Raw genomic sequence first — 25,766 nt, forward strand, 5'->3', positions numbered from 1 at the left:
AAGTAACCCTGATAGTGAGGTTACCATTGCACGCGAGATTCTTCGCGCTGCTCAGAATGACAGTTCTGTTTTTACTCTATAGCGCTATTTGTCAACTACCATCCCGCCCTTCACCACCAGCTTCACCTGCCGCAACGCGCTGATATCCTGCGTTGGGTCGCCGGAAACGGCGACCATATCGGCGAGCAGGCCGGGCTTTAGCTGGCCCCGGTCGGGGAGCTGGAAGAGGCGGGCGTTGGTGCTGGTGAGGCCGCGCAGGGCCTGTAGGCTCGTCAGGCCGTACTCGCGCACCAGCAGCTCGGCTTCGCGCAGGTTGTCGCCGTGGGTAAACACGCCCACGTCGCCGCCAATGGCCAACTCCACGCCGCTTTGTAGGGCCGCTTTCATGCTGAGGCGTTTCTGCTGGATGCGTTCGGGCTCGGGGCCGGTCCCTTTTTGCCAGCCCCGGTACTGGGCCACGGCGTCGCCGGCGGCTACGGTGGGGCAGAGGGCCACGCCGCGCTGCTTCATCAGCTTGAAGATTTCCAGGGTGCCCCCGTCGCCGTGCTCGATGGTTTGCACGCCGGCCAGCGTGGCGCGGCGCATGCCCTCGGGCGTACCGGCGTGGGCCACCACGGGCCGGCCGGCACTGCGGGCAGTCTGCACAATCAGGTGCAGCTCGTCCTGCGAAAACGTGGGCCGGCTGGGCTCGTTGGGGCCCCAGCGGTAGTCGGCGTACACCTTAATGATGTCGGCGCCCTTGCCGATTTGCTCGCGCACGGCCCGGAGGAGGCCATCCACGCCGTCGGCCTCCTGGGCGCCCTGGGGCACCTCAATATCAGCGGAGAGCTTGGGGCCATACGAGCCGGTGGCCACCAGCGCGCGGGTGGCCACCAGCAGCCGGGGGCCCGGAATCAGGCCCCGGTCGATGGCCTGCTTGAGGCCCACATCGGCGTAGCCGGCCCCCTCGCTGCCCAGATCGCGGGCCGTGGTGAAGCCGGCGGCCAGCGTGGCGCGGGCGTGCGCCGTGGCCCGGGCCACGCGCAGGGCCTCCGATTCGAGCAGCACCTGGTCGTTCCAGCTCGTTTCGTTGTAGGGATGGAGCAGCAGGTGGCTGTGGCCTTCGATGAGGCCGGGCACCAGCGTCAGGCCCGGCAGTTCCAGCGTGCGGGTGCCGGCCGGGGCCGTTAGCTGGGCGGCCGAACCTACCACCTTTATTTTGTCGCCCTCCGTCAGTACTGCCCAGCCGGGGTGCAGCGTCTGGCCATCGAACACGGCGGCAGGCCGCAGCAGCAGCGCGGGTGGGGCGGGGGCAGAGGGTTGGGCTCGCAGTGGGCCGGCAGTCAGCAGGGTAAAGGCAGCGAGCAGGAATGGGCGCATGGGCAGCGGAAGGAATTGGGGTGGTGCCTAAAGCTACGGCCGCCGCCGCAGTTTTTATAGTGGCCGGCCCGCCCAAAACGGAAGCAGCCCGGGGCGGGAGTTGGTGCACCAACTCCCGCCCCGGGCTGCCGGTTCGGTTAAAGCAGATCGTACGAAGCTGCTAGGCCTTCTTGCGCTTCACTTTTACTTTCTTCAGCTTCTTGTCGGGCGTCGCCTCGGTACCCGAATCAGGAGCGCCGACGAGGGTCATTTCCTTTACCAGGTGGCCGGCGCCGGCAAACTTATCTACTACGAACAGCATGTAGCGCACGTCGAGGGTGATGTTGCGCACGCGGTCGGGGTCGAACATAATATCAGACATGGTGCCCTCCCAGTTGCGGTCGAAGTTGGTGCCAATCAGCTCGCCGCGGCCGTTGATGACGGGCGAGCCGGAGTTGCCGCCGGTGGTGTGGTTGGTGGCAATGAAGCACACCGGCACCGAGCCCTTGTAGGCGTAGGGGCCGTAGTCCTTATTTTTGTGTAATTCCGCGAGGCGGGCCGGTACTTCAAAGTCGGGGTTGGTGGGGTCGGCCTTCTCCATGATGCCGTCGAGGGTCGTGTAAAAATCGTACTGCACGCCGTCGGCGGGCTCGTAGCCGGCTACCTGGCCGTAGGCGAGGCGCAGGGTGGAGTTGGCATCGGGGTAGAACTTACGCTCGGGCTGTTGCAGGCGCAGGCCGGCCACGTAGGTGCGCTGGAGCAGGGCAATCTGGTCGGTGGCCACGTTGTAGGTGGGCAGGATGGCCGTGCGGTAGGTGCTCACAATGGCCGCCGCGAGCTGCATGGCGGGGTCCTGGCGCAGGGCGTCGGGCTTGCCGGCCGCTACCTCGTCGAGCACGGCGTAGGCGCCGGCCTCCGTCGTCAGGCGCGACTTAGCGTAGAGCTGGGCCACATAAGCGTTCCAGCCAGTGGTGGCATACTGCTTTTGCAGCTGCTTCACGTAGGCGGGCAGCAGCGCGGCCGGGGTGCCGTTGGCGTAGAGCGGCAGCAGCTGGGCGGCCACCTTCTGGTCGGTGGGGGCACTGTAGTTCTTGAAGAACCGGACCGAGCCGTTTTTGGCTTTTTCCACGGCGGCAGCCAGTTCGGCGGCGGGTGCTTTGATGCCGCCCGTGGTCAGTTCGTACACGGCCATCAGGCTGTTGGCGTAGGCCACCAGCTCCACGCCCAACGCGGCCTCGCTCACGTAGTCGCGGGCCAGGGTGTAGTCGCGCACGGTGGCGTATTGCTGCTTCAGCTCGGGCAGCAGCCCGGCAAAGGCCGCCCGGCGGGCCGCGTCGCCCGACTCGGCCCAGCGCTGGAACTCGGCTTCGCGCTCTTGCTTCACGCGTACGGCATCGAGCTTGCGCAGACCGCGGTTTTCGCCAATCCACTTCTTCCAGTAGTTGGCCAGGCTGGCATACTTGGCGGCGTACTGAATCCGGATTTTATCGGAGGCCTTCATGTCGGTGTCGAGCTGCTTCAGCTTGGCGTCGCGGATGGCGATTTTAGCTGGGTTCGACAGCGAATACACCTCATCGACGCCCCAGCTGGTGAGGTACTCGTTGGTGCGGCCGGGGAAGCCAAACACCATCGTAAAGTCGCCGGGCTGTACGCCGGCCAGCGAAATGGGCAGGTGGTGGCGGGGCTTGAAGGGCTTGTTGGCGGGCGAGTAGGGGGCGGGCTTGTTGTCGGGGCCGGCGTAGATGCGGAACAGACTGAAGTCGCCGGTGTGGCGGGGCCAGGCCCAGTTGTCGGTGTCGCCCCCGAACTTGCCGATGCTGCTCGGCGGCGCGCCCACCAGCCGGATGTCCTGGAACACCTCGGTTACAAACAGGTAATACTCGTTGCCATTGAACATAGGCCGCACGAAGGCCTGGTAGCCGGTGCCCTGCACGGCGGCCTGGGCCACGCGCTGGCTGTTTTGCAGCACCAGCTGCTCGCGCTGGGCCTCGGCAATGCCGGTGGCCGGAATGCCGGCCAGCACCTGGCCCGTCACGTCTTCCATGCGCACAATAAAGGTGGCCGTCAGGCCCGGGTTGGGCAGCTCCTGGCCGGGCGTCATGGCCCAGTAGCCCTTGGTCAGGTAGTCGTTTTCGACCGAGGAGTGGCTCTGAATCTGGCCGTAGCCGCAGTGGTGGTTGGTAAGCAGCAGGCCCTGGTCGGAGATGATTTCGCCGGTGCAGCCGCCGCCAAATTGCACGATGGCGTCTTTGAGGCTGCCCTGGTTGATGGAGTAAATCTGCTCGGCCGTCAGCTTGAGGCCTTTTTTCTGCATGTCGGCCTCGTTGAGCTGCTTGAGCAGCAGCGGCAGCCACATGCCCTCATCGGCGCGGGCCGAGAAGGTGGTAAGAAGAGTGAGGGCCAGCAGCGCCAGCCGGGAGCGTAGGGTCATGAAAACGGAAATGGGTGGAAATAGCAAGACGCTAAATTACAGCTTTAGCTGCTTCCGGGCCGGGCGAATGGCTTTCTTGGACTCGGCGAATAGCTTTCCCGCAGAGGTGCGCAGAGGTTTTCGCAGAGGTGCGCAGAGGCAACAAAAACGCCCACCCGAAAACCGGATGGGCGTCAAAAAAATCAGCGCAATCAATTTAATCAGCGCAAATCAGTGATTCAGGAGTGCCCCAACTCGGCTACGGCGGGCAGCTTTTCGGCTTTGGTGTACGATTCGTTGGGCTGACCGGCAGTCGAAGAAGTACCGGCAGCTTCAGTAGCGTGGGTGCCTTCCCACTCCCGGAATTTCTCCAGTTCATCCTGAAACTTGCTGACGAACCAGCTGATCAGGGCCAGATCGTCCAGGAAACCTACAACGGGGATAAAATCGGGCACCAAATCGATGGGGCTGAGCACGTAGAGCAGCACGCCCAGGCCCGAGACAATAGTGCTGGTTTCCACCTGCCGGTAGTCGCCACTGACGTAGCTGCGCACGAGGCGGATAAGCGTGTAGGCCACCGAAAAGAGCTGCTTGAACTTGTTGTCGCCGCTTTCCTTGCTGGCGAGTTTTTCGGCCGTTTCGTTGAGTACGAGGATAACCTTGAACGGGCGGCCCAGCAGCTTGCCGGCTTTGTTGATGAACACGCTGAAGAGCGCATTTTTGGAAATCGAAAGTCCCTTTTCGACAAGTGAAGACATAAAGTTTTTTAGACGGACTTACGCGGGTAGGGGACTGGGGGTTATAGTAGACCCTAAAACGTACGAGGCGGTTTTCCGCAGAAGAACCAAGTGATGAAAGTAGCAGCAGTTGAGCTATTAGGCCTGATACCAACAATGTAGTTTATTCATTCCATATCTTATTCGCTATATCATCAGATGATAATTCAAAATACTTACCGTTGGCATCCTGTTGACGATTGAAGAAGCTGTATTTATATTTTTTAAAATTTATTTTCAGGAAATTGAAATAGTATTCATGAATGCAGTGGATGAATTGATAGTCAACTGCCTCATATTCATCTAAATCGGTTGAGTCCGAAGTGTGCTTTAGTCTGTGAATAATTTCGATCAGCTCATCCCGCGTAATATTTTCAGTCTTAACAGGGAGTGGTAAGGCTATTATGTAGGCCAACGTTTCCGCTCCTTCTTCCTCCCACCACTCCCAAAGGTTGTATGCTGATATATCCTTTCCGGTGAGTTGGTGCAATGTACTTTCGAGGCTTGCGTAGCGGATGCTGCTTTCATCTCCACTCTTCTCGTAGTCGTCAGCGTACTCCAGAAGAAGGCGTAGAATTTCTGGATATAGACTTCTGGCAGTTGCAGTCTTTGGTTCTATTTCTTGTCGTAGTATCATCCTTTTTAATGCAGTGAAATCTGTTTTTACAATGTAAAAGGCTCGGGCGCCGGCTCGACGTGAGCGGTTGCCCTGGGCCTGGACTGATAGGGGCAGGGGTTGCTGGCGGCGTCAGCGCGTGCTACGTTGCAGAAACCTTAATGCCCTATCTTCGAACCATGAACCCGTTTCTGACCCCACCCGCCACCACCGAATACGCCCCGTTCTACGCCAACTACATCCGTCTGGCCGGCTCCGACCCCTTGCAGGCCCTCTGTTCTCAGCCCCCGCTGCTGCACCAGCTGCTGGACGGCCTCAGCGACGAGCAGGCCCGGTTCCGGTACGCGCCGGGCAAGTGGAGCATCAAGGAGAAGCTGGTGCACATGATTGATACAGAGCGTATTTTTGCCTACCGCGCCCTGCGCATCGCCCGCGGCGACGCTACCCCGCTGCCCGGCTACGAGCAGGACGATTACGTGCCCCTCTCCGACGCCGATGCCCGGCCGCTAACCGATATTCTGGCCGAGTATGATGCCGTGCGCGCCGCCACGCGCTGCCTGTTCAACTCGTTTGGGGCCGCCGCCGCCGCCCGCTGTGGCACGGCCAGCGGCCAGCCGGTGAGTGTGCGCGCCTTAGTGTATATGCTGGCCGGCCACGAAGCCCACCACCTCCAGCTTTTGCAGGAGCGGTACCTGCCCAATCTGGCGTAACTTCCGGTACTGCGGCCCTGCTCAGGCGCCCCGGCACAACACCTTTCCCGGCCAAGCGTTATCTTAGCCAGATTCACCCCTAAACCCTACTACTATGGCTAAAGCCCAGGAGCCCCGCAAAGAGAAAAAGAAAGAGCCGGCCAAAACCACCAAGGAGAAAAAGGCCGCTAAAGACGAGAAAAAAGCCCTCAAGGCCCGTCAGCAAGACTAACTCGTTGCTGTCAACCAGCCATAAGAAAGGCGCTGCAACTCCGGTTGCGGCGCCTTTGCGGTTTAAGAAAAGCTCAGAAAGTATAGTACACCTCTTTCTGCTTGTCGTGGTGCTTGATGTAGCCGTGCAGCGTGAGCTTGATAAGGGTGCGGTAGGCGCGGCGCTGGCCGATGTTGAGCAGCTTCTGGTACTGGGCCAGCGTAATGCGCGGGTGCTGGCGCAGATACTCCAGCACGGCCAGTTCCTCGCGGTTGAGCGGAATCCGCTCGAAGCGGCCGGTTTCGGGGGGCAGTTCGCGCTCCAGCACTTTTTCGGTGAGCTGGCTGGTTTGCACGCTCTGGTCGCGCACCCGCACGTAGGCCCGCCAGTCGCCGTCGGCCACCTGGGCGCGGTGGGGCTTGGCGGTGCTTTCGGGCACGGTTACCACCAGCACTGTCCGGCCCTCGTGGTCTTCCACGGCCCGAAACTGGAGCTGCTCTTCCAGCGGTGGGTCGATGTAGTGGCGGGCGGCTTCGCGCAGCTGGTAGAGCTCCTCTTCCACGTCGCGCACGCCCGTTACGCGGCCTTTGTCATCGACGCCCACCAGCACCCGGCCGCCGCGGGTGTTGGCCAGCGAGGCCAGCGTGCGGGCAATGCGCGTGGGCCGGGTGGTGCGCTGCTTGAACTCCAGCCGCTCGCCCTCGCCCTGCCGGATTAATTCGAGTAAATCCATAGCCAGCAAACAGCCAAAAGAGCCAAAATGTCCGAAAAAATACCCCGGTAGCCTCCGTTTCAGGTGCCGGCTTATTCAGGGCCGGTACTGGCGGGCTTACTCGATGCCGGTTTCCTCGGCCGAAATCCGCCAGAGGCGGCTGGCTTCGGTGGGGCTGCTGGCCCGGTCGGAGCAGCGGGCCACGCGGCGGCCGGTTATGTACTGACCGTTCAGGCGGGCGGCTTCGGGTGCGGCGGCCAGGTAAAGCGTGGTTTCGGCCCCTTTTTCGGGCGCTATCATCAGGGGTTTGGCCATCCACCACAGGGTCTTCATTACGGCCGAGGTATCCGGGCGCATCAGGGCCGTATCCACCATGCCCGGATGCAGGCAGTTGGCCGTAATGGACGTCAGGTCGAGGCGGTGGGCCAGCTCCTTGGTGAACAGAATGTTGGCCAGCTTGGAGTCGGCGTAGGCCGTCAGCCAGCTGTATTTTTCGGGTGAGTTGCGCACCTGCTGGTCGGGCTCAATCTCGCCCACCCAGTGCGCCACCGACGACACGGTGACTACCCGGGCCCGCGCGGCAGCTTCGAGCAACGGCAGCAGCAGATTGGTGAGGGCGTAGGGGGCCAGGTGGTTGGTGGCCCAGCTCAGCTCGTGGCCCTCGTCGGTGAGGGTGAAGCGGCCGGGCATGATGCCGGCATTGTTCACCAGAATATCCAATTGGCTGAATTCCTGCTGCATCTGTTCGGCCAGCGTATGCACGTTGCGCAACAGCGACAAATCGAAGCACTTCACATGCACTGCCGCCTCGGGCCCGGCCGCCGCCTGAATGGCCTGCTGGGCCCGGGCGGCCTTGTCAGGGTCGCGGCCGACCAGCACCACCTGGGCTCCCTGGCGGGCCAGTTCGCGGGCCGTTACCAGCCCAATGCCACTCGTAGCACCGGTTATAAGGGCCGTCTGGCCCGCCAGCGGCCGCAAGGAATCTGAACTCATACGAGGGAATAGGCTAAAATGCTCGGTAACCAAGAAGGGCCGGCGCGGTAGTCGGGCTGGGTAGCCAAACGGGCTGCATCCGGCCGGCAGCGCCCGAAGAGAAGTGCGCGCCGCCCGCCGGCTATCAACAATTGCGCCAGCGCAGATAGAACGTAGAAAACCCATCCCGGGGTTTCAGCCGGTCGGTCAGCCGGCCGGCTGCTGTTGCAATTCGGTTAGCCGCTGGCTTACCGTGGCTAGTAGGGGGCGGGCCGCCACCTGCGGCTGCTGGCAGCGAACCTGCCAGTCGCGTAGCTCGGTTACGGTGGCGGCGGTTTCGGGCCGGGGCGGGCAACGGTCGAGCAGCTCTTCCAGCAGATTGCCAAAGGCCCGGCTTTCCAGGCGCGGCAGCAGCTCGGCGGCTTGCGCATCATCGGTCGGCATGAAACCGGCCGCCCCAAAGTCGCCGAGCAGGGCCGCGCCCGCGCCGGTGGCCAGAATGTTGTGGGCGTACAGGTCGCCGTGCACAATGCCGCGGCCGTGCAGGTGGGCCGCGGCCGCGGCAATGCCACCGGCCAGCCGCAGCAGTTCGGGCAGCTCGAACCGGGTGGCGGGCGCGTACTCGTCGCGGGTGCAGCTGGCCAGGGTGGGCGGACCGGCCAGGTTGGCAAAGCCGGGCGCAATCAATTCCAGCACCAGCCCCTCGGTGCCGGTGGGGTGGCCGGTTAGCTGGCCCTCCACGGCAATCAGGTTGGGATGGAGGCCGGCGCTCAGGCAGGCCAGCATTTCGGAGTGCGGCAGTCCGTCGCTCGTTACGGCGCCCTTAAACAGCTTCAGGGCCACGGGGCGCGGCCCCGCCCCGCCCTTCTGCCATTCGGCGCGGTAAATCATGCCCGACGCGCCTTCACCCAGCAGCTGCTGGAGTTCCAGCTGACTCCAGGCAATGGCCGGGCGGGCGGGGTGGGCAGCAGCGGCAGCCTCGGCTTGGGCGGCCAGCGGGTTGCCGGCGAAGGCCAGCCAGCTTAGCCGGGGCATGGCCAGGAGCCAGGCGGGCAGCTTGGGCAGCTCGTTGGCGGCCAGGCGCAGCAGCTCCAGGCTGGTGCAGCGAGCCAGTTCGGGCGGCAGGCTGCGCAGCCGGTTGCCGGCCAGCATCAGCTTCTGCAAGCGCGGGCAGTTGCCGATTTCCGGCGGCAGCGCCTCCAGGGCATTGTCGGTAAGGATAAGCCAGCGCAGTTGCGGCGGCAGCGCGGCGCCCGGCAACTCCCGGATGCGGTTGGCCTTAAAGCCCACCATTTCCATGTTCGGGCACTGGCCCAGCACGTCGGGCACGCGCTCAAACTGGTTGTCGGAGGCAAACAGCACCCGCAGCCGGTGTAGGCGCGGCAGATCGGCGGGCAGCTCGCGCAGGGCGTTGCCCGAGAGGTTGAGCACTTCGAGCGTATCGGCCAGCGAAAATATTTCCGGCGGAAACCCGGTCAGGCCCTCGGCCAGGTCGAGGCGGGTAGCCCCGGCCAGTTCGCCGGCCCGCAGTTGCGTAAGCGTGTGCATAGGTTGAGTGGGGTGGGAGGACAGGCCGCGCAGCGGGCGCCGGGCGTCGGCGTCCGTTGCGCGGCCCGCACGAAAAAGCCGCTGCCAGGAGCGGCAGCGGCTTTTTGGGGAGGGGTTAAAAGGTAGAAGCTAGAACGGAGCCAGCATAAGGCAGAATATATTCTAACTCCTGGCTTCTATCTCCTAGCTTCTCCTAGAAGGGCAGGTCGTTGTCGTCGTCCGAGGCAATCGGGGCGGCCGAGGCGCGCAGGTTGGGGTTCTGGTTCTGGGCCGGAGCAGCAGCGGCGCGCGGGGCGGCCTGCTGGTAGCCACCACCCTGCTGAGGAGCGGCAGCGCCGCCGGCCGAGTTCTCGATGCGCCAGGCTTCAAGGTTGGTGAAGTAGAGCATCTGGCCGTTCTTGTTGAAACCGCGGCCGCGCAGGTTGAAGGAAACCTTCACCTCGTCGCCCACTTTAAACGGGTCGATGAGGGCCGTCTTGTCCTGCACCGTCTGGAACTTGATATGCTCGGGGTACTGGCCGTCGATGACCTCCAGCACAAATTCACGCTTGCGGAATTTTTCGCTCACCTGCTGTTCGTCGAAAATTTCGTGCAGGCGGCCGGTAGCTTCGTAAGCCATAGTAGTAGGTCTAGGGGAGTGTTGGGGATGTTGAAACAGTAAACCAAACCTACGAAAAAAAACGCGGTTGGTTCGGGCCCGTTTGGGGTCCCGGCCCGGCCGCCGGGCCCATCGGGCTGCCTACCTTTGCCTTGCGCTTTTACCCGTCCACCCAAATCTTTTTGCCCATGACCCCTTTCTTCTCCCTGGCCCTGCACGGCGGCGCCGGCACCATTTCGCCCGCCCTGATGACGCCCGAAAAAGAGCAGGCCTACCAGGCCGCCCTGCACGAGGCGCTGCGCGGCGGCTACGCCGTGCTGGCCGGCGGCGGCTCGGCCCTCGATGCCGTGGAGCAGGCCGTGCTCCGCCTCGAAGACCACCCGCTGTTCAATGCCGGCCGGGGTGCGGTCTTCACCCACGAAGGCCACCACGAAATGGACGCCGCCATCATGGACGGCCGCAACCGGGCGGCCGGGGCCGTGGCCGGGGCCCGGCAGGTGCAGAACCCCATCCGGGCGGCCCGCCTCGTGATGGAGCAGACCGAGCACGTGCTGCTGGCCTGGCCCGGCGCCGACGAGCTGGCCCGCGAGCATGGGCTGGCCCTGCAACCGGCCGAGTACTTTTTCACCCAGCACCGCTACGACCAGTTGCAGGAGGCCTTGCAGGAAGGCCGCATGCGCCTCGACCACTCGCAGGCCCAGCCGACGCATGATGAGGACCCGAAAAAGAAAATGGGCACGGTAGGGGCGGTAGCCCGCGACCAGCACGGCAACCTGGCCGCCGCCACCAGCACCGGCGGCATGACCAACAAGCGCTACTCCCGTATCGGCGACTCGCCCATCATCGGCAGCGGCACCTTCGCCGACAATCGCACCTGCGCCATCAGCTGCACCGGGCACGGCGAGTATTTTCTGCGCGCCATGGTGGCCCACGATATCAGCTGCCTGATGGAGTACCGGGGCCTGAGCCTGGCCGAAGCCTGCCGCGTGGTGGTACACGACAAGCTGGCGCCCATCGGGGGCGAGGGCGGACTGGTGGCTGTGGATGCGGCCGGCAATGTGGCGCTGCCCTTCAACTCCGAAGGCATGTACCGCGCCAGCCAGACCTCGCAGGATGCCGCGCCCTTCGTGGCCATTTACAAGAGCTGAGCAGCGCCGCTTTTCTGCGCCCTATATATAAGGAGTGGCCGCGCCGGCCGGCATGGCACCGTCGTTCGTCCTCAGGGCTACCAGCGAAGCGGCGAAAAGGCAGCCTGAATTAAAAACGAAAAAGCCTGTTTCCGCATGGATAACAGGCTTTTTATACATTTGGATAAGCTAGTTTACCTGACTGGCGCCGGCGCGTTGGCGGGCTGAGTCGCCTCAATCTGCGCCGATTCGGCCGCCTGCTGGCGAAGTTTCGTGTCGGGGTAGAAGCGGCGCTGCTCCACGTCGTAGAGGTTGCGCTGCACCAGCACGTGCAGCAGCATATTCTCCACCGAAATACCTTCGCCCTTATGGGCGGCGGCGGCGTTGCTGTGCTCCAGCTGATGCCCGTCCATAATCACCACCATGTTCGAGCCGATGGTTTCGAGCTGGCTGCCGCCGGTGATGAGCATGCCCGTATCCTCGCCCAGCCCGATGCCGATGAGCTTGGGGTGCAGGGCTACGGCCTCGATGAGGCGGCCGAAGCGCCCGCGCTTCACGAAGTGCGAGTCGATGATGACGTTATCAATCAGGCCCAGGCCGCTGCCCATCTTCACGGCGCCCTTCATCAGGGCATCGGGCACGCTGCCGCCCTTAATCATGGTTTTCGACATGGCCATGGCCCCGGCCGAAGTACCGGCCACCACGAAGTTGGGCGTCGTCTGGTAGCGGTGCTTGAGGGCGGCCAGAAACTCGGTGCCCCCGAAAATATCCACGAGCCGCGACTGGTTGCCGCCCGACATCATCACGATGTCGGCCTGGCGGATGCGCTCCACGTAGTCGGGCCGCAGGGCATCTTCGCGGGTGCGGATGTCGAGGATGTTCACGTTGTTGCAGTTGAGCATCGTGAACGAGGAGATGTAGACGCGGGCCACCTCATCGGGAATCATGGAGGCCGTAGTGATAACCTCGATGCGCGGGTCTTCCTGGCCCGATTCGAGCACGACACGCTTAAGAATGCCTAGCTCGAAGAAGTTGAGGTAGTATTTTTTCTTGGTGCGGGGATTGGGGTAGGTACCCTTGTCCTCGTTGCCACCAATGGCAATGAGCTTGCCGAGCGGTCTGACGTTTTTCAAAACTGAAAGCAACTTTAAACGACGGAAGAAACGGAATCCGGAGCCCGGACCGAAGCAAGGTTCGGGCCACGCCGGCTTCTTCCCGGAAAACAAAAGAACAAATATGCCCCCTGGCCGGGGAGCCCGGAGGCGCCGAAAGGTGGTGGGGCGAAGGGGTAATAAACAAAAAAGCGCCGAAAAGGGTCCGGTTTTTCGGAAGAAACTGCGTTAGGCGCCGGCCGGGCGGCCCAGCAGCGCATCGAGGGTGCTGGTGGCCACGGCGTGGTAGTTGGGCCGGGCCTCGGCGTAGAGCCGGCGGGCCCGGGCGGGGCCATCGGCGGGGGCGGCCAGCAGGGCTTTGTAGAGCGGGGTGAGAAACTTGCGCCGGCCCACGCGCGTCAGAAAGTCGTGCAGGGCCCCCTCGGCCGGGCCATAGCCGGCCGCAATGGTGCGCGGCAGCCAGGCCGCCAGCATTTCGGAGTTGCCCGAATTGGTAAAGCCAAAGGCGGCGTCCAGCTCGCCCAGCTGCGCGGCCGTGGCGCCGGCGGGCAGGTGGTGCAGGAAGCGCACCCATTCGTGGCTGCTCCAGTCGGCGGTGGGCAGGCGGCTGGCGGGGGTACCATCCTGCCAGCTTTGGCCGGCCGCATCCACGGCCGCAAACCGCGCCGAGCCGATGGGCGGCGCATTGTCCGGAATTCCGGGGCCGTAAATCCATTCCTCGGGCCGGAGCCGGGCTTCGAGGCCCGGGTGCCGGTCGAGCAGCTCGCGGCGCAGGTATACCAGAAACGAAGCCGTATCCATGCTCTGGAAAGCGTGGCGGGCGAAGTACTCCTTAATAAAGGTGTCGAGGGCGGGGCGGCCCACCAGCTGCTCCAGCGTCAGCAGGAAGTAGTCGCCCTTCTCGTAGGCAATATCGTTCATGCCCTCGTCGGGGTCGCGGCCGGCCAGGTCTAAGTACAAATGCGTGTCGGGGCTTTGGGAACCGAGGTCGGCCATCGTCTGCCCCAGTTCGGCGTGGCCCAGGGCCTGGAGCATGGCGGCGTAGGAGGGGCCGTAGAGGCGCTCCATGATGCGCCGCTCGAAGTACACGGTAAAGCCCTCATTCAGCCAGAAGTCATTCCAGGTGGCGTTGGTCACGAGGTTGCCGCTCCAGGAGTGAGCCAGCTCGTGGGCCACGAGGCTGGTCAGGCTTCGGTCGCCGGCCAGAATGGTGGGCGTGACGAAGGTGAGGCGCGGGTTTTCCATGCCCCCAAACGGGAAGGAAGGGGGCAGCACCAGCAAATCGTACCGCTGCCAGCGGTAGGGGCCGTACAGTTCCTCGGCGGCAGCTACCATCTGCTCCAGGTCGGCAAACTCATCCACGGCGCCGGGCAGCGTGGCCGGCTCGGCGTACACGCCCGTGCGCGCACTCAGGGGCGCAAACTGCAAATCGCCCACGGCCAGCGCCATCAGGTAGGCCGGAATGGGCTGCTCCATACGGAACTCGTACTGGCCGCTCGCACTGAGCTGCTGCGGATTGCTGGCGCTCATCAGGGCCAGCAAATGGGCGGGCACCGTAATTTGGGCTTCGTAGGTGAAGCGCACACCCGGCGAATCCTGGCAGGGCAGCCAGGTGCGGGCCAGAATAGCCTGCGACTGCGTGAACAGAAACGGCTGGGTACCGGCCGTCTGTTCGGGCCGCAGCCATTGCAGGGCCGCCGCGCCCGGCCCGGTGCGGTAGCGCACGGTTACGGTCGTGGTGTCGGGGCGGAGCTGAATGCGCAGGGCCTGGCCCAGCACCGGGTCGGCGGGGCCCAGCTCGAACTCCGTGGGTGTGCCGGTGTCGGCCTCGCCCAGCAGTACCTGTTCGATGAGCAGGTCGCGGGAGTCGAGCCGCAGCTCGGAGGCCGCGGCACCGGGCCGGTTCAGCTGCCAGGTGGCGTGGCCGGCCAGCGTTTGGGTGGCGAAGTCAACGGTGAGGTGCAGGGCCAGGTGCCGGACGCTGACTTCGGCGGGGCGGCTGTGGCTGTGCGGATCGGTAGGGCCGGAAGGCAGAGGGCCGGAAGAATCGGGCATAGGTTCAGGAGTTGAAAATCGAAGGCACGCACCAGCGCGTACCTGAAGTAGGAGCGGGGCCGGCCGGCCGCCGGGCGGGCGTGCGACCCGGCCGTGGCCGGCCCCCGCAACTGATACGCCTGCCGTGGCAGAATCGATGCCGCCGGCAGCCGCAACGGCAGCGGCGGCGGCCCGAGTCAGACGAAATCTGCTAACTTGCGACACTGGGAAAGATGCGCCTGAGTGGCAACTCCGCTGTTGCAAACGCAGTAGAAAGCCCGAACCCCGACGGCCGGCCTTGCTGGCATGAAAGTGGTTTGTGTTTCGCTGTTTCTTTCCCGATTTCCCTACTCATGATTCCATTCTCCCGTTCTTTTTTTAACACCGCCTTCGGCTTCTGGCTGCTGAGCCTGTTTGTGCTGACGGCCACCACCTCGTGCAGTCAGGACCAGCAGGCCCGCGTGAAGGAAGGTGTGCAGGCCGCGCTGCCCGATGCGCTGAGCAAGCCCGTTGGCCCCCAGCCCACGCTCGACAGCGTGTACATTGTGCAGTACATGACGGCTGAGCCCCGCTTTAAGCCGCAGATCGACTGGGCCAAGAAATTCTATAAGGCCCGCGACTTTCGGCTGGGCTGGTTCCGTAACCACGAGCTGGTGCCCCAGGCCGAAACCATGCTCGGCGTTATCGGCAAGGCCGCCGATGAAGGCCTGAACCCCAGGGATTACCAGGTCGTGAACTTCGATCCGCTGCTGAAGGAGCTGGAGGCCGCTAAGTCGGATACCACTCGCCGTAACGCGCTGGAAAAGAAGATTGATGTGGCCCTGTCGGCCACGTACTTCAACTACGCCTCCGACTTTTACCGGGGCACTGTCGACCCGCGGGCCGTTAAGTCCATCGACTGGGATGTGAAGCGCAACAAGGTGAAGCTGCACAAAGCCCTGATGACCATTCTCAAGGAGCGCGAAAGCACCTACGGCTACTACGATTTCGAACCCCTGCACCCCGAATACGACCGGCTGAAAAAAGCGCTGGCCGAGTACCGGGAGCTGGAGCGTAAAGGCGGCTGGCCCGTTATTCCGGCCGGTACCAGCCTCAAGCCCGGCGCCAGCTCGCCGGCCGTAGCCGCCCTGCGCGGCCGCCTCATGGGCCCTGGAGCCGCCGCTCCGGCCGCCGCCGAGACGCCGGCCGTAGCCGTATCCAACAAGCCCGGTCAGCCGGCTGCCGCGGCGCCGGCGGCTCAGAAGTACGATGCCGAGCTGTTTGCGGCCGTGAAGGAGTTTCAAAGCCTCAACGGCCTCAGGCCCGATGGGGTAGTGGGGGGCGAAACCCTGCGCGAGCTCAACGTGCCGCTGGGCCAGCGCATCCAGCAGATCATGATGAACATGGAGCGCTGGCGCTGGATTCCGAAGAAATTCGAGCCCGACTACCTGCTGGTAAACATCCCTGAGTACACCCTGCACGTGGTGGAGGACAACAAGGAAGTGTTCAAAATGCCCGTTATCGTGGGCAAGAAATTAAACGCTACGCCCATCTTCTCCGACAAAGTGGAGTTCGTGGTGCTGGCTCCTTACTGGAACGTGCCCTTCAGCATCATCGACAAAGAGCTGCGCCCGAAGCTGGCCGCCAACCCCCAGGGTACCCTCGACCGCCTCGATATGGAAGTGGTGAAAGGCTGGGGTGCCAAGGCCACGCCCGTCGACGCCAGCAGCATCGACTGGGCCAACCTGCAACAGAAGGACTGGAAGTACACGCTGCGCCGCCGCCCCGGCCCCAAAAACGACCTGGGCAACGTGAAGTTCATCTTCCCCAACTCCAACGATATCTACCTTCACGACACGCCCAACGACCAGCTCTTCAGCCAGACCAAGCGGGGCTTCAGCCACGGCTGCGTGCGCGTGGCCGAGCCGCTTAAGCTGGCCGAGTACCTGTTGCGCAACAAGCCGGGCTGGGATGCCAATACCATCGACGAAACCATTGCCACCCGCGAAGAGAAGTACGTAACGCTGCCCGAGAAGCTGCCCGTTTACCTGGTCTACTTTACCACCTGGGTGGATGACGCCGGCAAGGTGCATTTCCGCGACGACATCTACGGCCACGACAAGGCCCTGGCCAAGCAGTACTTCAACTAGCGCGCCGGTCCTGCTGCAGGGGCCGCTTGCCAAGCACCCTCAAACCCAAAGCCCCCACCCCGCAATAAGCGTAGGGTGGGGGCTTTTTTGCGGCGGTAAGGAGCAGCAGGGCTATTGGCAAGCTAGCACCCGCCAGGCACGCTATTAGGGTAAGGCATCAGGGGAAACAACAAGTGCGGCCCGCCCGCGTGGCAGGGCCAGCGTGCTTCCACTCGCTGCTCATGCGCGCAGTTTGCCAAGGTTCTTGCCCGCCAATAGGGATGAGTATAGAAATCTGCACGGGTAACAGTTGTTAACGGTTTATCGCTATTGTTTATAATTGTTTACAGGAGGAAACTACGCTTTACGTGCGTTAACAGGTGTAAAGAGCTTGTGACCTCTCGGCGGGCAATATTCTGGTTTACCTGAAATGGCTACATTTGTAAACCAGTCAAATTGCTTATGCTCGACCGAATTCAGGAGTTGCTGCAAGTGCGGGAGCTTAGTGCTTCACAGTTCGCCGATGCTATTGGCGTATCCAGGCCCGTAATGAGCCATATCCTGAGCGGGCGCAACAAGCCCAGCCTGGAAGTAGTGCAGAAGATTATTGCAGCCTTTCCTGACCTTTCTATTAGCTGGCTGCTGAATGGCGCAGGCCCCATGCTGGAGCGTCCGGCAGCCGCCGCGGCAGTAAAAGCCGGCGTAGCCCCTGTTTCGGCCATTCCTGCCACCTCTGCCAGCCTTACAGCGGTAACACCAGCAGCAGCGGCTCCGGTAGCGGCCCCGGCCCAGCCGGCTATCAGCGAACCGGCTGCGGTTGTTGCCTCAGCGCCCACCGTAGCGCCTGTGGCTACCCCCACGCCTCCCGCGTCCCCCCCGGAGCCCATAGAGCCGCTTAAACCGGCCAGTCAGCCCCGTGTGGCGGCCGCGCCCGTATCTTCCCCGGCTGCGGCGGCACCGGCCGGTGCCGACCTGGCCTACGCGCTGGCAGAGCCTGGCAAGACTATCCGCCGGATCGTGCTCTTCTATCAGGACGGAACGTTCGCCGATTTCCGGCCAGAAAACGGGGCGTAGCGCCTGAAGCAGCCGCTGTAATTCGCTCCGGCTATAGCCATGCCCACACCCGGGAGGTAATATCGCGGGTGGCCATACTAGTGCTTTTCGCGTCGGAATGAGTTCTGGAACTGGTTGTCTGCTAGATGCTTATTTCCAGTTAAAACGTCAGTGAAGCTGCTTGTATATGGCCGTGCGGGCATTGCTCATGCGTGCTGCCTTATTGGCTTGGAGTGGTAAACCAGCTACTGCTACTAGGGCCGTAGTGCAATTTGGCAGTAGGCGTTTCCAGTATGTGTTGGCCGGCGTAGTACTACCTCTATTTTATTGGCCAGCACTGCCCGGCGAAATACCCTCAATTCATGGAAATATCCTGATGAACTATCTGCTAACATCTTTACTAGATTCACTTATTGAGGTTGTGTAAAGTGCTTTTATTCAGATTGTAGGAACCGGTAGTGTGAACTGAAGATGAAGGTGGTAAGTTTTGGCAGCCATCTACTGGAGTATGCCAATAGCTACATCTTAAAAGGGGCAATTTTTACTTCCTGATTCCGATGTAGCATGGCTTCCGCTTGCTAATAGGTTTGTCGGGTGCCCGGGGCTGCAAAGTGCTACTTACCACTTTATCGGCGGCGCTAATGGACTTAGCGAAGCAAAGTTTCTTCCGGGCCGGTGTGGTTGGCGGCGGAGCTAGTAGCCAAGACGTGGTTGTTGACTGCAGTTAGCCACTAAAACCCATTGCGGAATCAATCATTTTTAAGAAGGCGCCTGTTGCTGATTGTAAACTGCCACACTGGCCGGCTACACCCGGCGCAGGAACTGCAGCTTGTTTACATTCGTTACAACGACTTCCTGCCAAGCCTTAAATAGTAAACGGAAAGCGGGTAAGGATGGATTTGCCCGGTTTGGGTCTGGTGCGTACCTTTGGGACATGAAAAATCTTCGTCTGCTCGTTCTGCTCGCCGCTGGCGCTTCCCTTGTTCTGTCGTCCTGCACCCAGGCCCCCGACCCGGCAAAAGACCCCAACGCCGATGCGGCCTATAAGCGCAGCCACCGGCCGCAGGAGTACCGCGAGGCGCAGCGTAGCAACGTCAACTACTAATACTTCTTCCGCTCCGGAAGTCAGGTTAAATGAAAAGCCCCGCCGGCAGCTGCCGGCGGGGCTTTTATGCTTCTGCTGGTGCCAGCTTAGGGGTTATGCCCCGGCCGCTACCAGCGTTGCGGTTGGTGTCGTCAGGCTAGGGAGTTCAATGGTGGCCAGCAGTTCGGCCTCCAGCAGCCCGGCCCAGGTGCGCAGGTACAGCACCACATCGTCGCGCTGGTTGTGGCGCAGCGCGTTGCGGCGCTCAAAGTCAATAGCCGCCCGGATGGTCGGGTCGGAGAGGCGCTCCAGGTGCGTAAGGTCGGCGCGGCTGAATCCCAGGGCCAGCATCTCATCGATGGTTTCATCGATGGGCAGGCCACTGGTGGGGCAGTAATCCTGAATTTGCCGCTCCCAGTCGCCGTAGCGCTGCATGGCCCGGGTATGGATTTCGGCCTTGGTGAGCCGGGTAACAGTTTGGGCCAGGTGGCCGCAGTTGCAGCTGCCCATGTGGCCCCACTGGTAGGGGGCCTGGGTAGCGAGGCGCTGGGCCGTATCGCGCAGGGCCTGAATGACGGGAAGGGTGCGTTGAGCCATAATCGAAGAAGAAAAACAGTCCTGGGAGCGTTTAATAATCGTAATAATAAGCTATCTGCCAGCTTTTTGTTTCTGGCAGCCCACACAAAACACCCGGGCCCGGCCTAACCGAGCCACAAACAAAGCGCCCCACTGCCGTCCGCCTGGCGGATAACAGTGGGGCGCCTGCTACTTAAGCTACCGGGCTGGCTGAAGCTGGGGTGGCGGCAACCAGAGCGTGCCTACCGGCTGCCGCCGCGGCCCCGACCGCTGCCGCTGCCGCCGCGCGACAGGCCGCCGCTGGCGGGGTTGCGCTGGCTTTCTCCGCGGCCGGCCTGGCTGCTGGTCTGGCTGCGCGGGCTGGCCTCGCGGCCCCCGCCACCGGCGGGGCGCTGGCCCTCCCGGCCGCGGCCACCACCACCTGGCTGACCACCTTCGCGACCCGGACGGGCGGGCCGACCGGCCGGACCTTTAGGGCGCTTAATGGGTGGTCCGCCAGTCAGGGGCACGGGCTGCACCGCCGACGTGGCGTAGGGGTGGCTCTGCACCACCGGCACCTGCCGGCGGATGAGCTTCTGAATGTCCTGCAGGTAGGCGCGCTCCTCATCCTCGCAGAAGGAGAGGGCCGTGCCGTCGGCGCCGGCGCGGCCGGTGCGGCCGATGCGGTGCACGTAGGTTTCGGGCTCGTTGGGAATCTCGTAGTTGATCACGTGGGTCAGCTCGTCCACATCAATGCCGCGGGCGGCAATATCGGTGGCCACCAGCACCCGGGTCGAGCCGGCCTTGAAGTTGGACAAGGCGCGCTGGCGGTGGTTCTGCGACTTGTTGCCGTGGATGGCTTCGGCCGGAATGTTGGCCTTAGCCAGCGTTTTTACCACCTTGTCGGCCCCGTGCTTGGTGCGCGTAAACACCAGCACCCGGCGGATATTCTTGTCCTGGAGCACATGTTCGAGCAGGTCGGCCTTGTCGTTCTTGTCGACCATGTACACGGCCTGCGTAACGGTTTCGGCGGTGCTCGATACGGGCGTCACGGCCACCTTCACCGGATTGGGCCGCAGAATGCTGCCGGCCAGCTCCTGAATCTGGCCCGGCATGGTGGCCGAGAAGAACAGCGTCTGGCGGCTGGTGGGCAGCTTGGGCAGGATGCGCTTGATATCGTGGATGAAGCCCATGTCGAGCATGCGGTCGGCTTCATCGAGCACGAACACCTCTACCTGGCGCAGATCAACGAAACCCTGGCTCATCAGGTCGAGCAGGCGGCCGGGCGTGGCAATCAGTACCTCCACACCCCGCTTGAGGGTCTGGACCTGCGGATGCTGGCCCACGCCACCGAAAATAACGGTGGAGCGCAGCTTGGGCAGATGCCGGCCGTACGATTTAAAGCTTTCCCCGATCTGGATGGCCAGCTCGCGGGTAGGCGTAAGAACCAGACAGCGGATACGGCCGGGCGCGTGGCGCTCTACCTGGGCCGTCTGGTGCAGAATCTGAAGAATGGGCACGGTAAACGCGGCCGTTTTGCCGGTACCGGTCTGGGCGATGCCCAGCAAATCGTGGCCTTCCAGCACCTGCGGGATGGCCTGCTGCTGAATAGGGGTAGGGGTAGTGTAGCCTTCCTCGTGCAGGGCACGGAGGATGGGCTCAATCAGGTTGAGTTCGTCGAACGACATCTAGGAAAAAAAAGCAGCCGCCACGCGGCGGCGAAAATGACTAAGGGAATATATCCGCCGGCAAAGGTCGGGCTTTTTAACTTACAGCGCCGATAAAGGCGTATAATGGGCCTTTGGTAGGCGAGCCGGCGCGGCACAGGACGTCCGGCCGCTGCGCCAGCTCGTCGCAAATAACCGGCCACCTTTTCTTAACCCTTTGATTTAGCGCAATTCATGCATATCATCGACCAGCAGACCGCCTACGATGGCCACTACAAGCTCAGCCAATTACGCGTTCAGGACGGAGATAAGGTACTTAAGCGGGAGCGGTTCGAGCCGGGCACGGCCGTGGCCGCACTGGTGCGCCATACTGGCAGCGGGGCGTATCTGCTGGCCCGGCAATACCGCATCGGGCCCGATAAAGAACTGGTAGAGCTGGCCGCCGGAATGGTTGACGGGGGCGAGGAGCCGGCCACGGCCATTCGCCGCGAGATTCAGGAGGAACTGGGCTACGACGTAGACCACCTGGAGCAGATTGCGCGCATCTTCCCCTCGCCCGGCAACAGCGCCGAAGTCATCACCGTTTTCTATGCCGAAGTCAGCCAGCAGTCGGGGCCCGGCGGGGGGCTGGCTTCGGAAAACGAACGGATAGAGGAAGTGCAATTCTCCGCCGATGAATTATTCTCGGCCGAGTTTGAAGACGCTAAAACCATCATTGCCGTGCAGTGGGCCCGGCTGCGGAAATAGGTTGATTACCGTATAGTCCAAATGTATAAAGCCCGTAATTCCTGGAGTTACGGGCTTTATACATTTGGGCTATACGGTAATCAGTTACTGGGCTTTGATGATGTATTCGAAGTTCTGGCGGGTCTTGGCATCGTTGATAGTCAGGGATACATCCTGCTCCCCCTCAACTTTAACAAATGGGATAACACGCTTGCTCATGTACAGGTCGCGGTTCCAGAAGCGGCCCTGGCCGGCGGGCAGCTCGGGCAGGTTAAGCAGCTCCTGGCCGGCCTTGTTTTTGGCCAGCAGGCTCAGGTAGCTGGGGTCGGCGTTCTTGGCTCCGCGCCGGTACATTGTTACCGTAAGCTGGCCGCCGGCCGGCAACTGGGTCAGGCGGCGCTGGTAGGTGGTATCGGCCCAGCTGTTGATGCGCTTCAGCTCATTGATCTGGGCCAGCAGATCGGCGTAGGGCAGGTAGGCCACGCGGGTTACGCAGGCATCTACCTCGGCCTCTTCGTCGGTGTTCTTGGTTACGTTGAGCACGTAGGTGCTTTCGTCGTCTTTCTTAGGAAAGGTGTATTTCTTGCGGGGCTTGCCGGCCATGTACTGCGCCGAAGCCGCCAGCGTACTGGTCAGCAATAAGGAAAGGAGAAGCGTTTTTTTCATATGGGTAAAGCTGGGGCGGCAGGTATTTTGCCGCGGGCAAGGCCGTAAAGGTAAGCAATAAACCTGCTGCCGGGCGGGCCTTATTTTGGCGGCCAGGGCTAGCCGCAGTGGCTCCTGGCGCCACCAGTCCGCACCCGCCGCCGCGCCCGGCGGCCTGCACCGGGCCGGCGCCGGCAACATCCGGCCGGGCTGCCTATTTTTGAGGCAATGACGTGGTTCGCACATTCGGCTTGGGAAAAGATTTGGCTGCTGCCACTACTACTACTGCTGCTGGCCGCGGCCGCGCCCGATAGCGCCCGGGCCCAGGGCAGCACCGCCGGCCAGGTCTATACCGATGCCCGCGGCGGCTACCAGCTCGGCTACCCGGCGGGCTGGCAGGTGATGCCCGGCGAAAACCACCGCACCACGTTCTACGTGGGGCCCGACTGGGAAACCACGCCCGCCACGGCCACCATCAGCCTGCACCCGCTGCCCGACGAGCGCAAGGGCCTCAACCTGCTGCAGGCCGGCCAGCTCGACTCGGTGTGGCGCTACGTAACGGCCGGGCGGCCCCGCGCCCGGGTGTACCGCCTCGAAGAGCGCGACGAAGACCGTTTCCAGGAGCTGCGCTACGACTATGCCTTCGACGATTCGGCTCGCGTTACCGGAAGTGGGCCCCGGCGGACGCGGGTGCTGGGCCGCCGGCTCTGGCGCGAAGGCTACGAGTACCGCCTCGAATACCGGGGCCCCGACGGCCCCGACCCCTACCGCGCCGCCGCCCAGCAGCTGCTGGCCTCGTTGCGGCTCGTGAGCCCCGGTCCGCCCAGCCGCCGCCCGCCGCCGCCGCCGCCCCAGGGCTGCGACGATAAGTTCTACGGCATTGCGGCCCTGCGCTACACCAACGACATCTGGGAAGACGACTGCCGCACGATTCACGAGTTTTCTAGCCTCGACCCGGCCCAGCCGCCCATCATCCACCGGCGGGTGCTGCCGTTTCAGTCGTATGCCCTAGCCAAAGGCTTCGATAACTGCCTGTACGCCGTGAGCAAGTCGCCCACCAACACCCCCGAGCTCGTGTACCGCTACAACCCGGCCACCCGCCGGGGCGAGTATACCAGCTGGCGGCTGCCGGCCCAGGGCCCCGGCGGCGTCTGGATTTCGGGTGGCACCGACGACCGGGGAGACCTGTACTTCAGCACTTCCGACGGCAACCTGCTGGTGCGCGTGCAGCCGGCCAGCGGCCAGGTCAGCACCGTCTGGAGCCAGGACCCGCTGCGGCGGGCCAGCTACTTCAAAGCCCTGGGCTTTGCCGGGGCCGGCACCCACGCCAACTTCTGCTTCGACGCCCGCCGCACCATCTACCAGGTGTACAGCACCGACGGCTCGCTGCTGCGCATCAACGTGGATAGCCGCCAGCCCGCCCCCGACATTCAGCCCCTCGATGGGCTGCCCGAGCGTGGCGGCTACAGCGGCATTCTGCTGCAGAACGACGAGTTTGGCAACCGCCGGCTGTTTCTGGCCGGGCCCAAGGCTATTTACCAGATCGATATGGACAGCAAGGTGGTGGCCCGCATCCGCCGGGGCGTGTACACCGACCTGGCCGGCTGCAACCTGTTTCGTAAGGCTGCCGACGAGCCGCTGAGCCCCGCGCCGGTGCGGGCGCCGTGGCGGGGCCGGGTGCTCGATGCCGTGACGCTGCAGCCGCTGCCCCGTGCTGGCCTGCGCCTGCGCCCGGTTACGGTTTCGGCCCGCGCCGATACGGCCCTGGCCCTCACGGCCGGCGGCGCGTTCAGCTTTCCGGCCCGCCCCAGCAACCTCTACGCCGCCCAGCTGCGCCTGCCCGGCTACGTGCCGCTCGACACCACGTTTGCCGCCGCCACCGGCCCCTACGCCCAGGATGTGCTGCTGCGGCCCCTGGGCGTGGGCGCCACGCTGGAGCTGGAAAACGTGCAGTTCGCCCGCGGCCAGGGCGAGCTGCTCACCACCTCGTTTCCGGCCCTCGATACGCTGGCCGCCCTGCTCACCTCTTCGCCCGGCCTCACCATTGAGCTGCGCGGCCACACCGACAACGTGGGCGACCCGCAGAAAAATGTGGAGCTAAGCCAGCGCCGGGTGGCCGCCGTGAAGGCCTACCTGGTAAAGCGCGGCGTGGCCCCGGAACGCATCAGCGGCGTGGGCCTGGGGGGCAGCGAGCCCAAGGCCAGCAACGCCCAGGAAAACACCCGCCGCCTCAACCGCCGCGTCGAGTTCCGGGTGACAGGGCTGCGGTAGGGGGGTGGTGGCTGGCGGTCAGACCTCGGTAGTGCCTTCTTGCGCCAGGCTGCGCCCGATGCGCGGATCGGGCACCAGCCAGAGCAGCGCCACCGCCACGTAAATCAGCCCTGCCACCTCCACATGCCAGAAGCTGGCCGCAATGCCCAGCGCGTAGAGCAGGGGCGAGATTTTGCCCTTCCAGTCGGAGCCCAGGGCGCGGGCCAGCCGCGAATCGGGCCCCTGGGCCCGGATGAGAGTGGTTTTCAGCAGGAAATATGCCAGCGCCGCCATCAGCAGCACGAAGCCGTAAATGGCCATGGGCAGCGGGGCAAAGTTGTTTTCGCCCATCCAGCCCGTAGAAAAAGGAATCAGCGAGAGCCAGAACAGTAGGTGCGAGTTAGCCCACAGCACGCTGCCACTGATGTGGTGGGCGCTACCCAGCATCAGGTGGTGGTTGTTCCAGTAGATGCCCACGTACACGAAGCTCAGCACGTAGCTCAGAAACACGGGCAGCAGGGGCCGCAGCGCCGTCCAGTCGGTGCCGTGCGGCACCTTGATTTCCAGCACCATGATCGTGATGATGATGGCCAGTACGCCATCACTGAAAGCTTCGAGTCGTCCTTTGGTCATAAAAGCAGTTAGCCGGTTTTGGAGTCGGGAAGTTAGAAAGGAAAGCAGATTCTGGCAGAACACAAGGATTTCTCACCCCACCGCGCCGCCCTACTGCCGGTGCGGTGCCTGTGTGGGTAGTCGGGCCGCCGAGCTGCTGAGTAGCCGCTGGTACCGTTGCGGCGGCAGTACCAAGCACAACCGTGCCCGTAAGGCATGCCGATGAAGAGCCGGCAAACCGCAAGCCGGATGCGGTCGGAACAGCCCGAAAAAAAGCAGTCCTTCCCCCGCTGAAGAGGGAAGGACTGCTTTGACAGGGCTACGGGCAACCGCCGCCTGGGGCTATTGGCTGTTGCCAATAGTGGTGTTGCGGGAGCGGCGCGGGGCGCGCTGCTCGGTTTTCTTGCGCTTGCGCCAGAACTGGAACCAGCGCTGCCGGTACCGGACGGTACGTTTCATGCGGGCTTTGCGGCCGCCGCCTTTATAGGTGCGGTAATTGGGCCGGTGCACGTACACTTTGCCGCGCATTTTGGCGCGGGCGGCCGGGCCGGGAGGGGCGGCCAGCGCCGGGCTGATGTCGGCCAGGCCCATCACCAGCAGCATGAAGAAGAGAAGAAAACGCGTCATATGAGTAAAAGGTAAAGCCGCAAAAGCCACACGAAGGTAAGGAGGGTGTTGGCAAGTATTCAGCCAAAAATGAAATCCTGCGGCAAAAAGCAGATTTTAGTTCCCCGGCGGGGGCCGCAAAGCAGGCGCCCCCCGGTTGCTGCCGGCCAGTGCGGAGTGGAAGTACGGCAGACAGGGGGCGGTTGATTCATCCAACCGGCCGGAATATGGCCCTTTACTGCAGGAAAGCGCTACCAGCGCAGATACGGCCATAAAAATCAATTCTGAGAAGTGAAATTGTCGGCCGGCATGTGGAA

22 protein-coding genes are annotated in these 25,766 nt (G+C 63.1%); 7 read left to right on the plus strand and 15 right to left on the minus strand.

Annotated features, from left to right (window positions below; translation table 11 throughout):
* Positions 1-84 precede the first annotated feature (84 nt).
* The 4 genes from BMY67_RS06840 to BMY67_RS06855 form a co-directional block, all read right to left on the minus strand.
* Positions 85-1,359, minus strand: coding sequence for a metal-dependent hydrolase family protein (locus BMY67_RS06840; RefSeq protein WP_092769845.1), 1,275 nt, complete (start codon positions 1,357-1,359; stop codon positions 85-87).
* A 160-nt stretch (positions 1,360-1,519) separates the two neighbouring features.
* Positions 1,520-3,769: a S46 family peptidase gene (locus tag BMY67_RS06845; protein WP_092769847.1), complete on the minus strand. Its 2,250-nt coding sequence runs from the start codon at positions 3,767-3,769 to the stop codon at positions 1,520-1,522.
* 218 nt (positions 3,770-3,987) lie between these two features.
* Entirely contained in the window at positions 3,988-4,506 is a 519-nt protein-coding gene (locus tag BMY67_RS06850; RefSeq protein WP_092769849.1) for a YkvA family protein, read from the minus strand.
* A gap of 142 nt (positions 4,507-4,648) precedes the next feature.
* On the minus strand, positions 4,649-5,161 hold the full coding sequence (locus BMY67_RS06855) for a hypothetical protein (RefSeq protein WP_092769851.1): 513 nt from the start codon (positions 5,159-5,161) through the stop codon (positions 4,649-4,651).
* 158 nt (positions 5,162-5,319) lie between these two features.
* Here BMY67_RS06855 and BMY67_RS06860 point away from each other — a divergent pair, with 158 nt between their 5' ends.
* Complete coding sequence (locus BMY67_RS06860) at positions 5,320-5,850, plus strand: DinB family protein (RefSeq protein ID WP_092769853.1); 531 nt, start codon at positions 5,320-5,322, stop codon at positions 5,848-5,850.
* 284 nt (positions 5,851-6,134) lie between these two features.
* Here the strand turns inward: BMY67_RS06860 and BMY67_RS06865 are convergent, their stop codons facing one another.
* From BMY67_RS06865 to BMY67_RS06880, 4 genes are all read right to left on the minus strand, one after another.
* Positions 6,135-6,773, minus strand: a complete 639-nt coding sequence (locus tag BMY67_RS06865; protein ID WP_092769855.1) for an AlbA family DNA-binding domain-containing protein — start codon at positions 6,771-6,773, stop codon at positions 6,135-6,137.
* 96 nt (positions 6,774-6,869) lie between these two features.
* Positions 6,870-7,745, minus strand: coding sequence for an SDR family NAD(P)-dependent oxidoreductase (locus tag BMY67_RS06870; protein ID WP_177189730.1), 876 nt, complete (start codon positions 7,743-7,745; stop codon positions 6,870-6,872).
* Between the two features lie 186 nt (positions 7,746-7,931).
* Complete coding sequence (locus BMY67_RS06875; RefSeq protein ID WP_092769861.1) at positions 7,932-9,272, minus strand: leucine-rich repeat-containing protein kinase family protein; 1,341 nt, start codon at positions 9,270-9,272, stop codon at positions 7,932-7,934.
* A gap of 193 nt (positions 9,273-9,465) precedes the next feature.
* A complete protein-coding gene (locus BMY67_RS06880) occupies positions 9,466-9,891 on the minus strand; it encodes a DUF3127 domain-containing protein (RefSeq protein WP_092769863.1) in 426 nt (141 codons plus the stop codon).
* A gap of 167 nt (positions 9,892-10,058) precedes the next feature.
* On the opposite strand from BMY67_RS06880, the gene BMY67_RS06885 reads away from it, so the two are divergent.
* The gene (locus BMY67_RS06885; protein WP_092769865.1) at positions 10,059-11,018 is read left to right on the plus strand and encodes an isoaspartyl peptidase/L-asparaginase family protein; all 960 of its coding nucleotides are present in this window, start codon (positions 10,059-10,061) and stop codon (positions 11,016-11,018) included.
* A gap of 173 nt (positions 11,019-11,191) precedes the next feature.
* Here the strand turns inward: BMY67_RS06885 and BMY67_RS06890 are convergent, their stop codons facing one another.
* Complete coding sequence (locus BMY67_RS06890) at positions 11,192-12,130, minus strand: cyanophycinase (protein ID WP_092769867.1); 939 nt, start codon at positions 12,128-12,130, stop codon at positions 11,192-11,194.
* 207 nt (positions 12,131-12,337) lie between these two features.
* On the minus strand, positions 12,338-14,164 hold the full coding sequence (locus tag BMY67_RS06895; protein WP_092769869.1) for a M1 family metallopeptidase: 1,827 nt from the start codon (positions 14,162-14,164) through the stop codon (positions 12,338-12,340).
* Between the two features lie 332 nt (positions 14,165-14,496).
* Between BMY67_RS06895 and BMY67_RS06900 the strand changes: the two genes are divergently transcribed.
* The 3 genes from BMY67_RS06900 (at position 14,497) to BMY67_RS19295 (ending at position 18,409) form a co-directional block, all read left to right on the plus strand.
* On the plus strand, positions 14,497-16,272 hold the full coding sequence (locus BMY67_RS06900; RefSeq protein WP_092769871.1) for a L,D-transpeptidase family protein: 1,776 nt from the start codon (positions 14,497-14,499) through the stop codon (positions 16,270-16,272).
* A 441-nt stretch (positions 16,273-16,713) separates the two neighbouring features.
* Positions 16,714-17,325 carry a helix-turn-helix domain-containing protein gene (locus BMY67_RS06905; protein ID WP_092769873.1) on the plus strand — a complete coding sequence of 204 codons (612 nt, stop codon included), beginning with the start codon at positions 16,714-16,716 and terminating at the stop codon, positions 17,323-17,325.
* 913 nt (positions 17,326-18,238) lie between these two features.
* Positions 18,239-18,409: a hypothetical protein gene (locus BMY67_RS19295; protein WP_177189731.1), complete on the plus strand. Its 171-nt coding sequence runs from the start codon at positions 18,239-18,241 to the stop codon at positions 18,407-18,409.
* A 93-nt stretch (positions 18,410-18,502) separates the two neighbouring features.
* Here the strand turns inward: BMY67_RS19295 and BMY67_RS06910 are convergent, their stop codons facing one another.
* Positions 18,503-18,985, minus strand: coding sequence for a hypothetical protein (locus tag BMY67_RS06910; protein WP_092769875.1), 483 nt, complete (start codon positions 18,983-18,985; stop codon positions 18,503-18,505).
* A 221-nt stretch (positions 18,986-19,206) separates the two neighbouring features.
* Positions 19,207-20,631, minus strand: a complete 1,425-nt coding sequence (locus BMY67_RS06915) for a DEAD/DEAH box helicase (RefSeq protein WP_092769877.1) — start codon at positions 20,629-20,631, stop codon at positions 19,207-19,209.
* A 213-nt stretch (positions 20,632-20,844) separates the two neighbouring features.
* Between BMY67_RS06915 and BMY67_RS06920 the strand changes: the two genes are divergently transcribed.
* Complete coding sequence (locus BMY67_RS06920; RefSeq protein ID WP_092769879.1) at positions 20,845-21,357, plus strand: NUDIX domain-containing protein; 513 nt, start codon at positions 20,845-20,847, stop codon at positions 21,355-21,357.
* An 84-nt stretch (positions 21,358-21,441) separates the two neighbouring features.
* Here the strand turns inward: BMY67_RS06920 and BMY67_RS06925 are convergent, their stop codons facing one another.
* Positions 21,442-22,002, minus strand: coding sequence for a hypothetical protein (locus BMY67_RS06925; RefSeq protein WP_143069723.1), 561 nt, complete (start codon positions 22,000-22,002; stop codon positions 21,442-21,444).
* Positions 22,003-22,209: 207 nt separating this feature from the next.
* On the opposite strand from BMY67_RS06925, the gene BMY67_RS06930 reads away from it, so the two are divergent.
* Positions 22,210-24,252 (plus strand): OmpA family protein, encoded by a 2,043-nt coding sequence (locus BMY67_RS06930; protein ID WP_092769883.1) that lies wholly within the window; start codon positions 22,210-22,212, stop codon positions 24,250-24,252.
* A gap of 18 nt (positions 24,253-24,270) precedes the next feature.
* Here BMY67_RS06930 and BMY67_RS06935 read toward each other — a convergent pair whose 3' ends face one another.
* Positions 24,271-24,864, minus strand: coding sequence for a TMEM175 family protein (locus tag BMY67_RS06935; protein WP_092769885.1), 594 nt, complete (start codon positions 24,862-24,864; stop codon positions 24,271-24,273).
* Between the two features lie 321 nt (positions 24,865-25,185).
* Complete coding sequence (locus tag BMY67_RS06940) at positions 25,186-25,470, minus strand: hypothetical protein (RefSeq protein WP_092769887.1); 285 nt, start codon at positions 25,468-25,470, stop codon at positions 25,186-25,188.
* Between the last annotated feature and the right edge of the window lie 296 nt (positions 25,471-25,766).

It is taken from the genome of Hymenobacter actinosclerus (assembly GCF_900111515.1).
In the GTDB taxonomy this organism is placed as follows: Bacteria; Bacteroidota; Bacteroidia; order Cytophagales; family Hymenobacteraceae; genus Hymenobacter; species Hymenobacter actinosclerus.

What these genes read in the sequence shown, in the direction of transcription:
- BMY67_RS19295 (WP_177189731.1), top strand. Translation starts at nt 18,239, where the DNA reads ATGAAAAATCTTCGTCTGCTCGTTCTGCTCGCCGCTGGCGCTTCCCTT.
- BMY67_RS06925 (WP_143069723.1), bottom strand. Translation starts at nt 22,002, where the DNA reads ATGAAAAAAACGCTTCTCCTTTCCTTATTGCTGACCAGTACGCTGGCG.
- BMY67_RS06850 (WP_092769849.1), bottom strand. Translation starts at nt 4,506, where the DNA reads ATGTCTTCACTTGTCGAAAAGGGACTTTCGATTTCCAAAAATGCGCTC.
- BMY67_RS06935 (WP_092769885.1), bottom strand. Translation starts at nt 24,864, where the DNA reads ATGACCAAAGGACGACTCGAAGCTTTCAGTGATGGCGTACTGGCCATC.
- BMY67_RS06900 (WP_092769871.1), top strand. Translation starts at nt 14,497, where the DNA reads ATGATTCCATTCTCCCGTTCTTTTTTTAACACCGCCTTCGGCTTCTGG.
- BMY67_RS06870 (WP_177189730.1), bottom strand. Translation starts at nt 7,745, where the DNA reads ATGAGTTCAGATTCCTTGCGGCCGCTGGCGGGCCAGACGGCCCTTATA.
- BMY67_RS06940 (WP_092769887.1), bottom strand. Translation starts at nt 25,470, where the DNA reads ATGACGCGTTTTCTTCTCTTCTTCATGCTGCTGGTGATGGGCCTGGCC.
- BMY67_RS06865 (WP_092769855.1), bottom strand. Translation starts at nt 6,773, where the DNA reads ATGGATTTACTCGAATTAATCCGGCAGGGCGAGGGCGAGCGGCTGGAG.
- BMY67_RS06860 (WP_092769853.1), top strand. Translation starts at nt 5,320, where the DNA reads ATGAACCCGTTTCTGACCCCACCCGCCACCACCGAATACGCCCCGTTC.
- BMY67_RS06895 (WP_092769869.1), bottom strand. Translation starts at nt 14,164, where the DNA reads ATGCCCGATTCTTCCGGCCCTCTGCCTTCCGGCCCTACCGATCCGCAC.
- BMY67_RS06845 (WP_092769847.1), bottom strand. Translation starts at nt 3,769, where the DNA reads ATGACCCTACGCTCCCGGCTGGCGCTGCTGGCCCTCACTCTTCTTACC.
- BMY67_RS06930 (WP_092769883.1), top strand. Translation starts at nt 22,210, where the DNA reads ATGACGTGGTTCGCACATTCGGCTTGGGAAAAGATTTGGCTGCTGCCA.
- BMY67_RS06875 (WP_092769861.1), bottom strand. Translation starts at nt 9,272, where the DNA reads ATGCACACGCTTACGCAACTGCGGGCCGGCGAACTGGCCGGGGCTACC.
- BMY67_RS06880 (WP_092769863.1), bottom strand. Translation starts at nt 9,891, where the DNA reads ATGGCTTACGAAGCTACCGGCCGCCTGCACGAAATTTTCGACGAACAG.
- BMY67_RS06840 (WP_092769845.1), bottom strand. Translation starts at nt 1,359, where the DNA reads ATGCGCCCATTCCTGCTCGCTGCCTTTACCCTGCTGACTGCCGGCCCA.
- BMY67_RS06915 (WP_092769877.1), bottom strand. Translation starts at nt 20,631, where the DNA reads ATGTCGTTCGACGAACTCAACCTGATTGAGCCCATCCTCCGTGCCCTG.
- BMY67_RS06855 (WP_092769851.1), bottom strand. Translation starts at nt 5,161, where the DNA reads ATGATACTACGACAAGAAATAGAACCAAAGACTGCAACTGCCAGAAGT.
- BMY67_RS06920 (WP_092769879.1), top strand. Translation starts at nt 20,845, where the DNA reads ATGCATATCATCGACCAGCAGACCGCCTACGATGGCCACTACAAGCTC.
- BMY67_RS06905 (WP_092769873.1), top strand. Translation starts at nt 16,714, where the DNA reads ATGCTCGACCGAATTCAGGAGTTGCTGCAAGTGCGGGAGCTTAGTGCT.
- BMY67_RS06885 (WP_092769865.1), top strand. Translation starts at nt 10,059, where the DNA reads ATGACCCCTTTCTTCTCCCTGGCCCTGCACGGCGGCGCCGGCACCATT.
- BMY67_RS06910 (WP_092769875.1), bottom strand. Translation starts at nt 18,985, where the DNA reads ATGGCTCAACGCACCCTTCCCGTCATTCAGGCCCTGCGCGATACGGCC.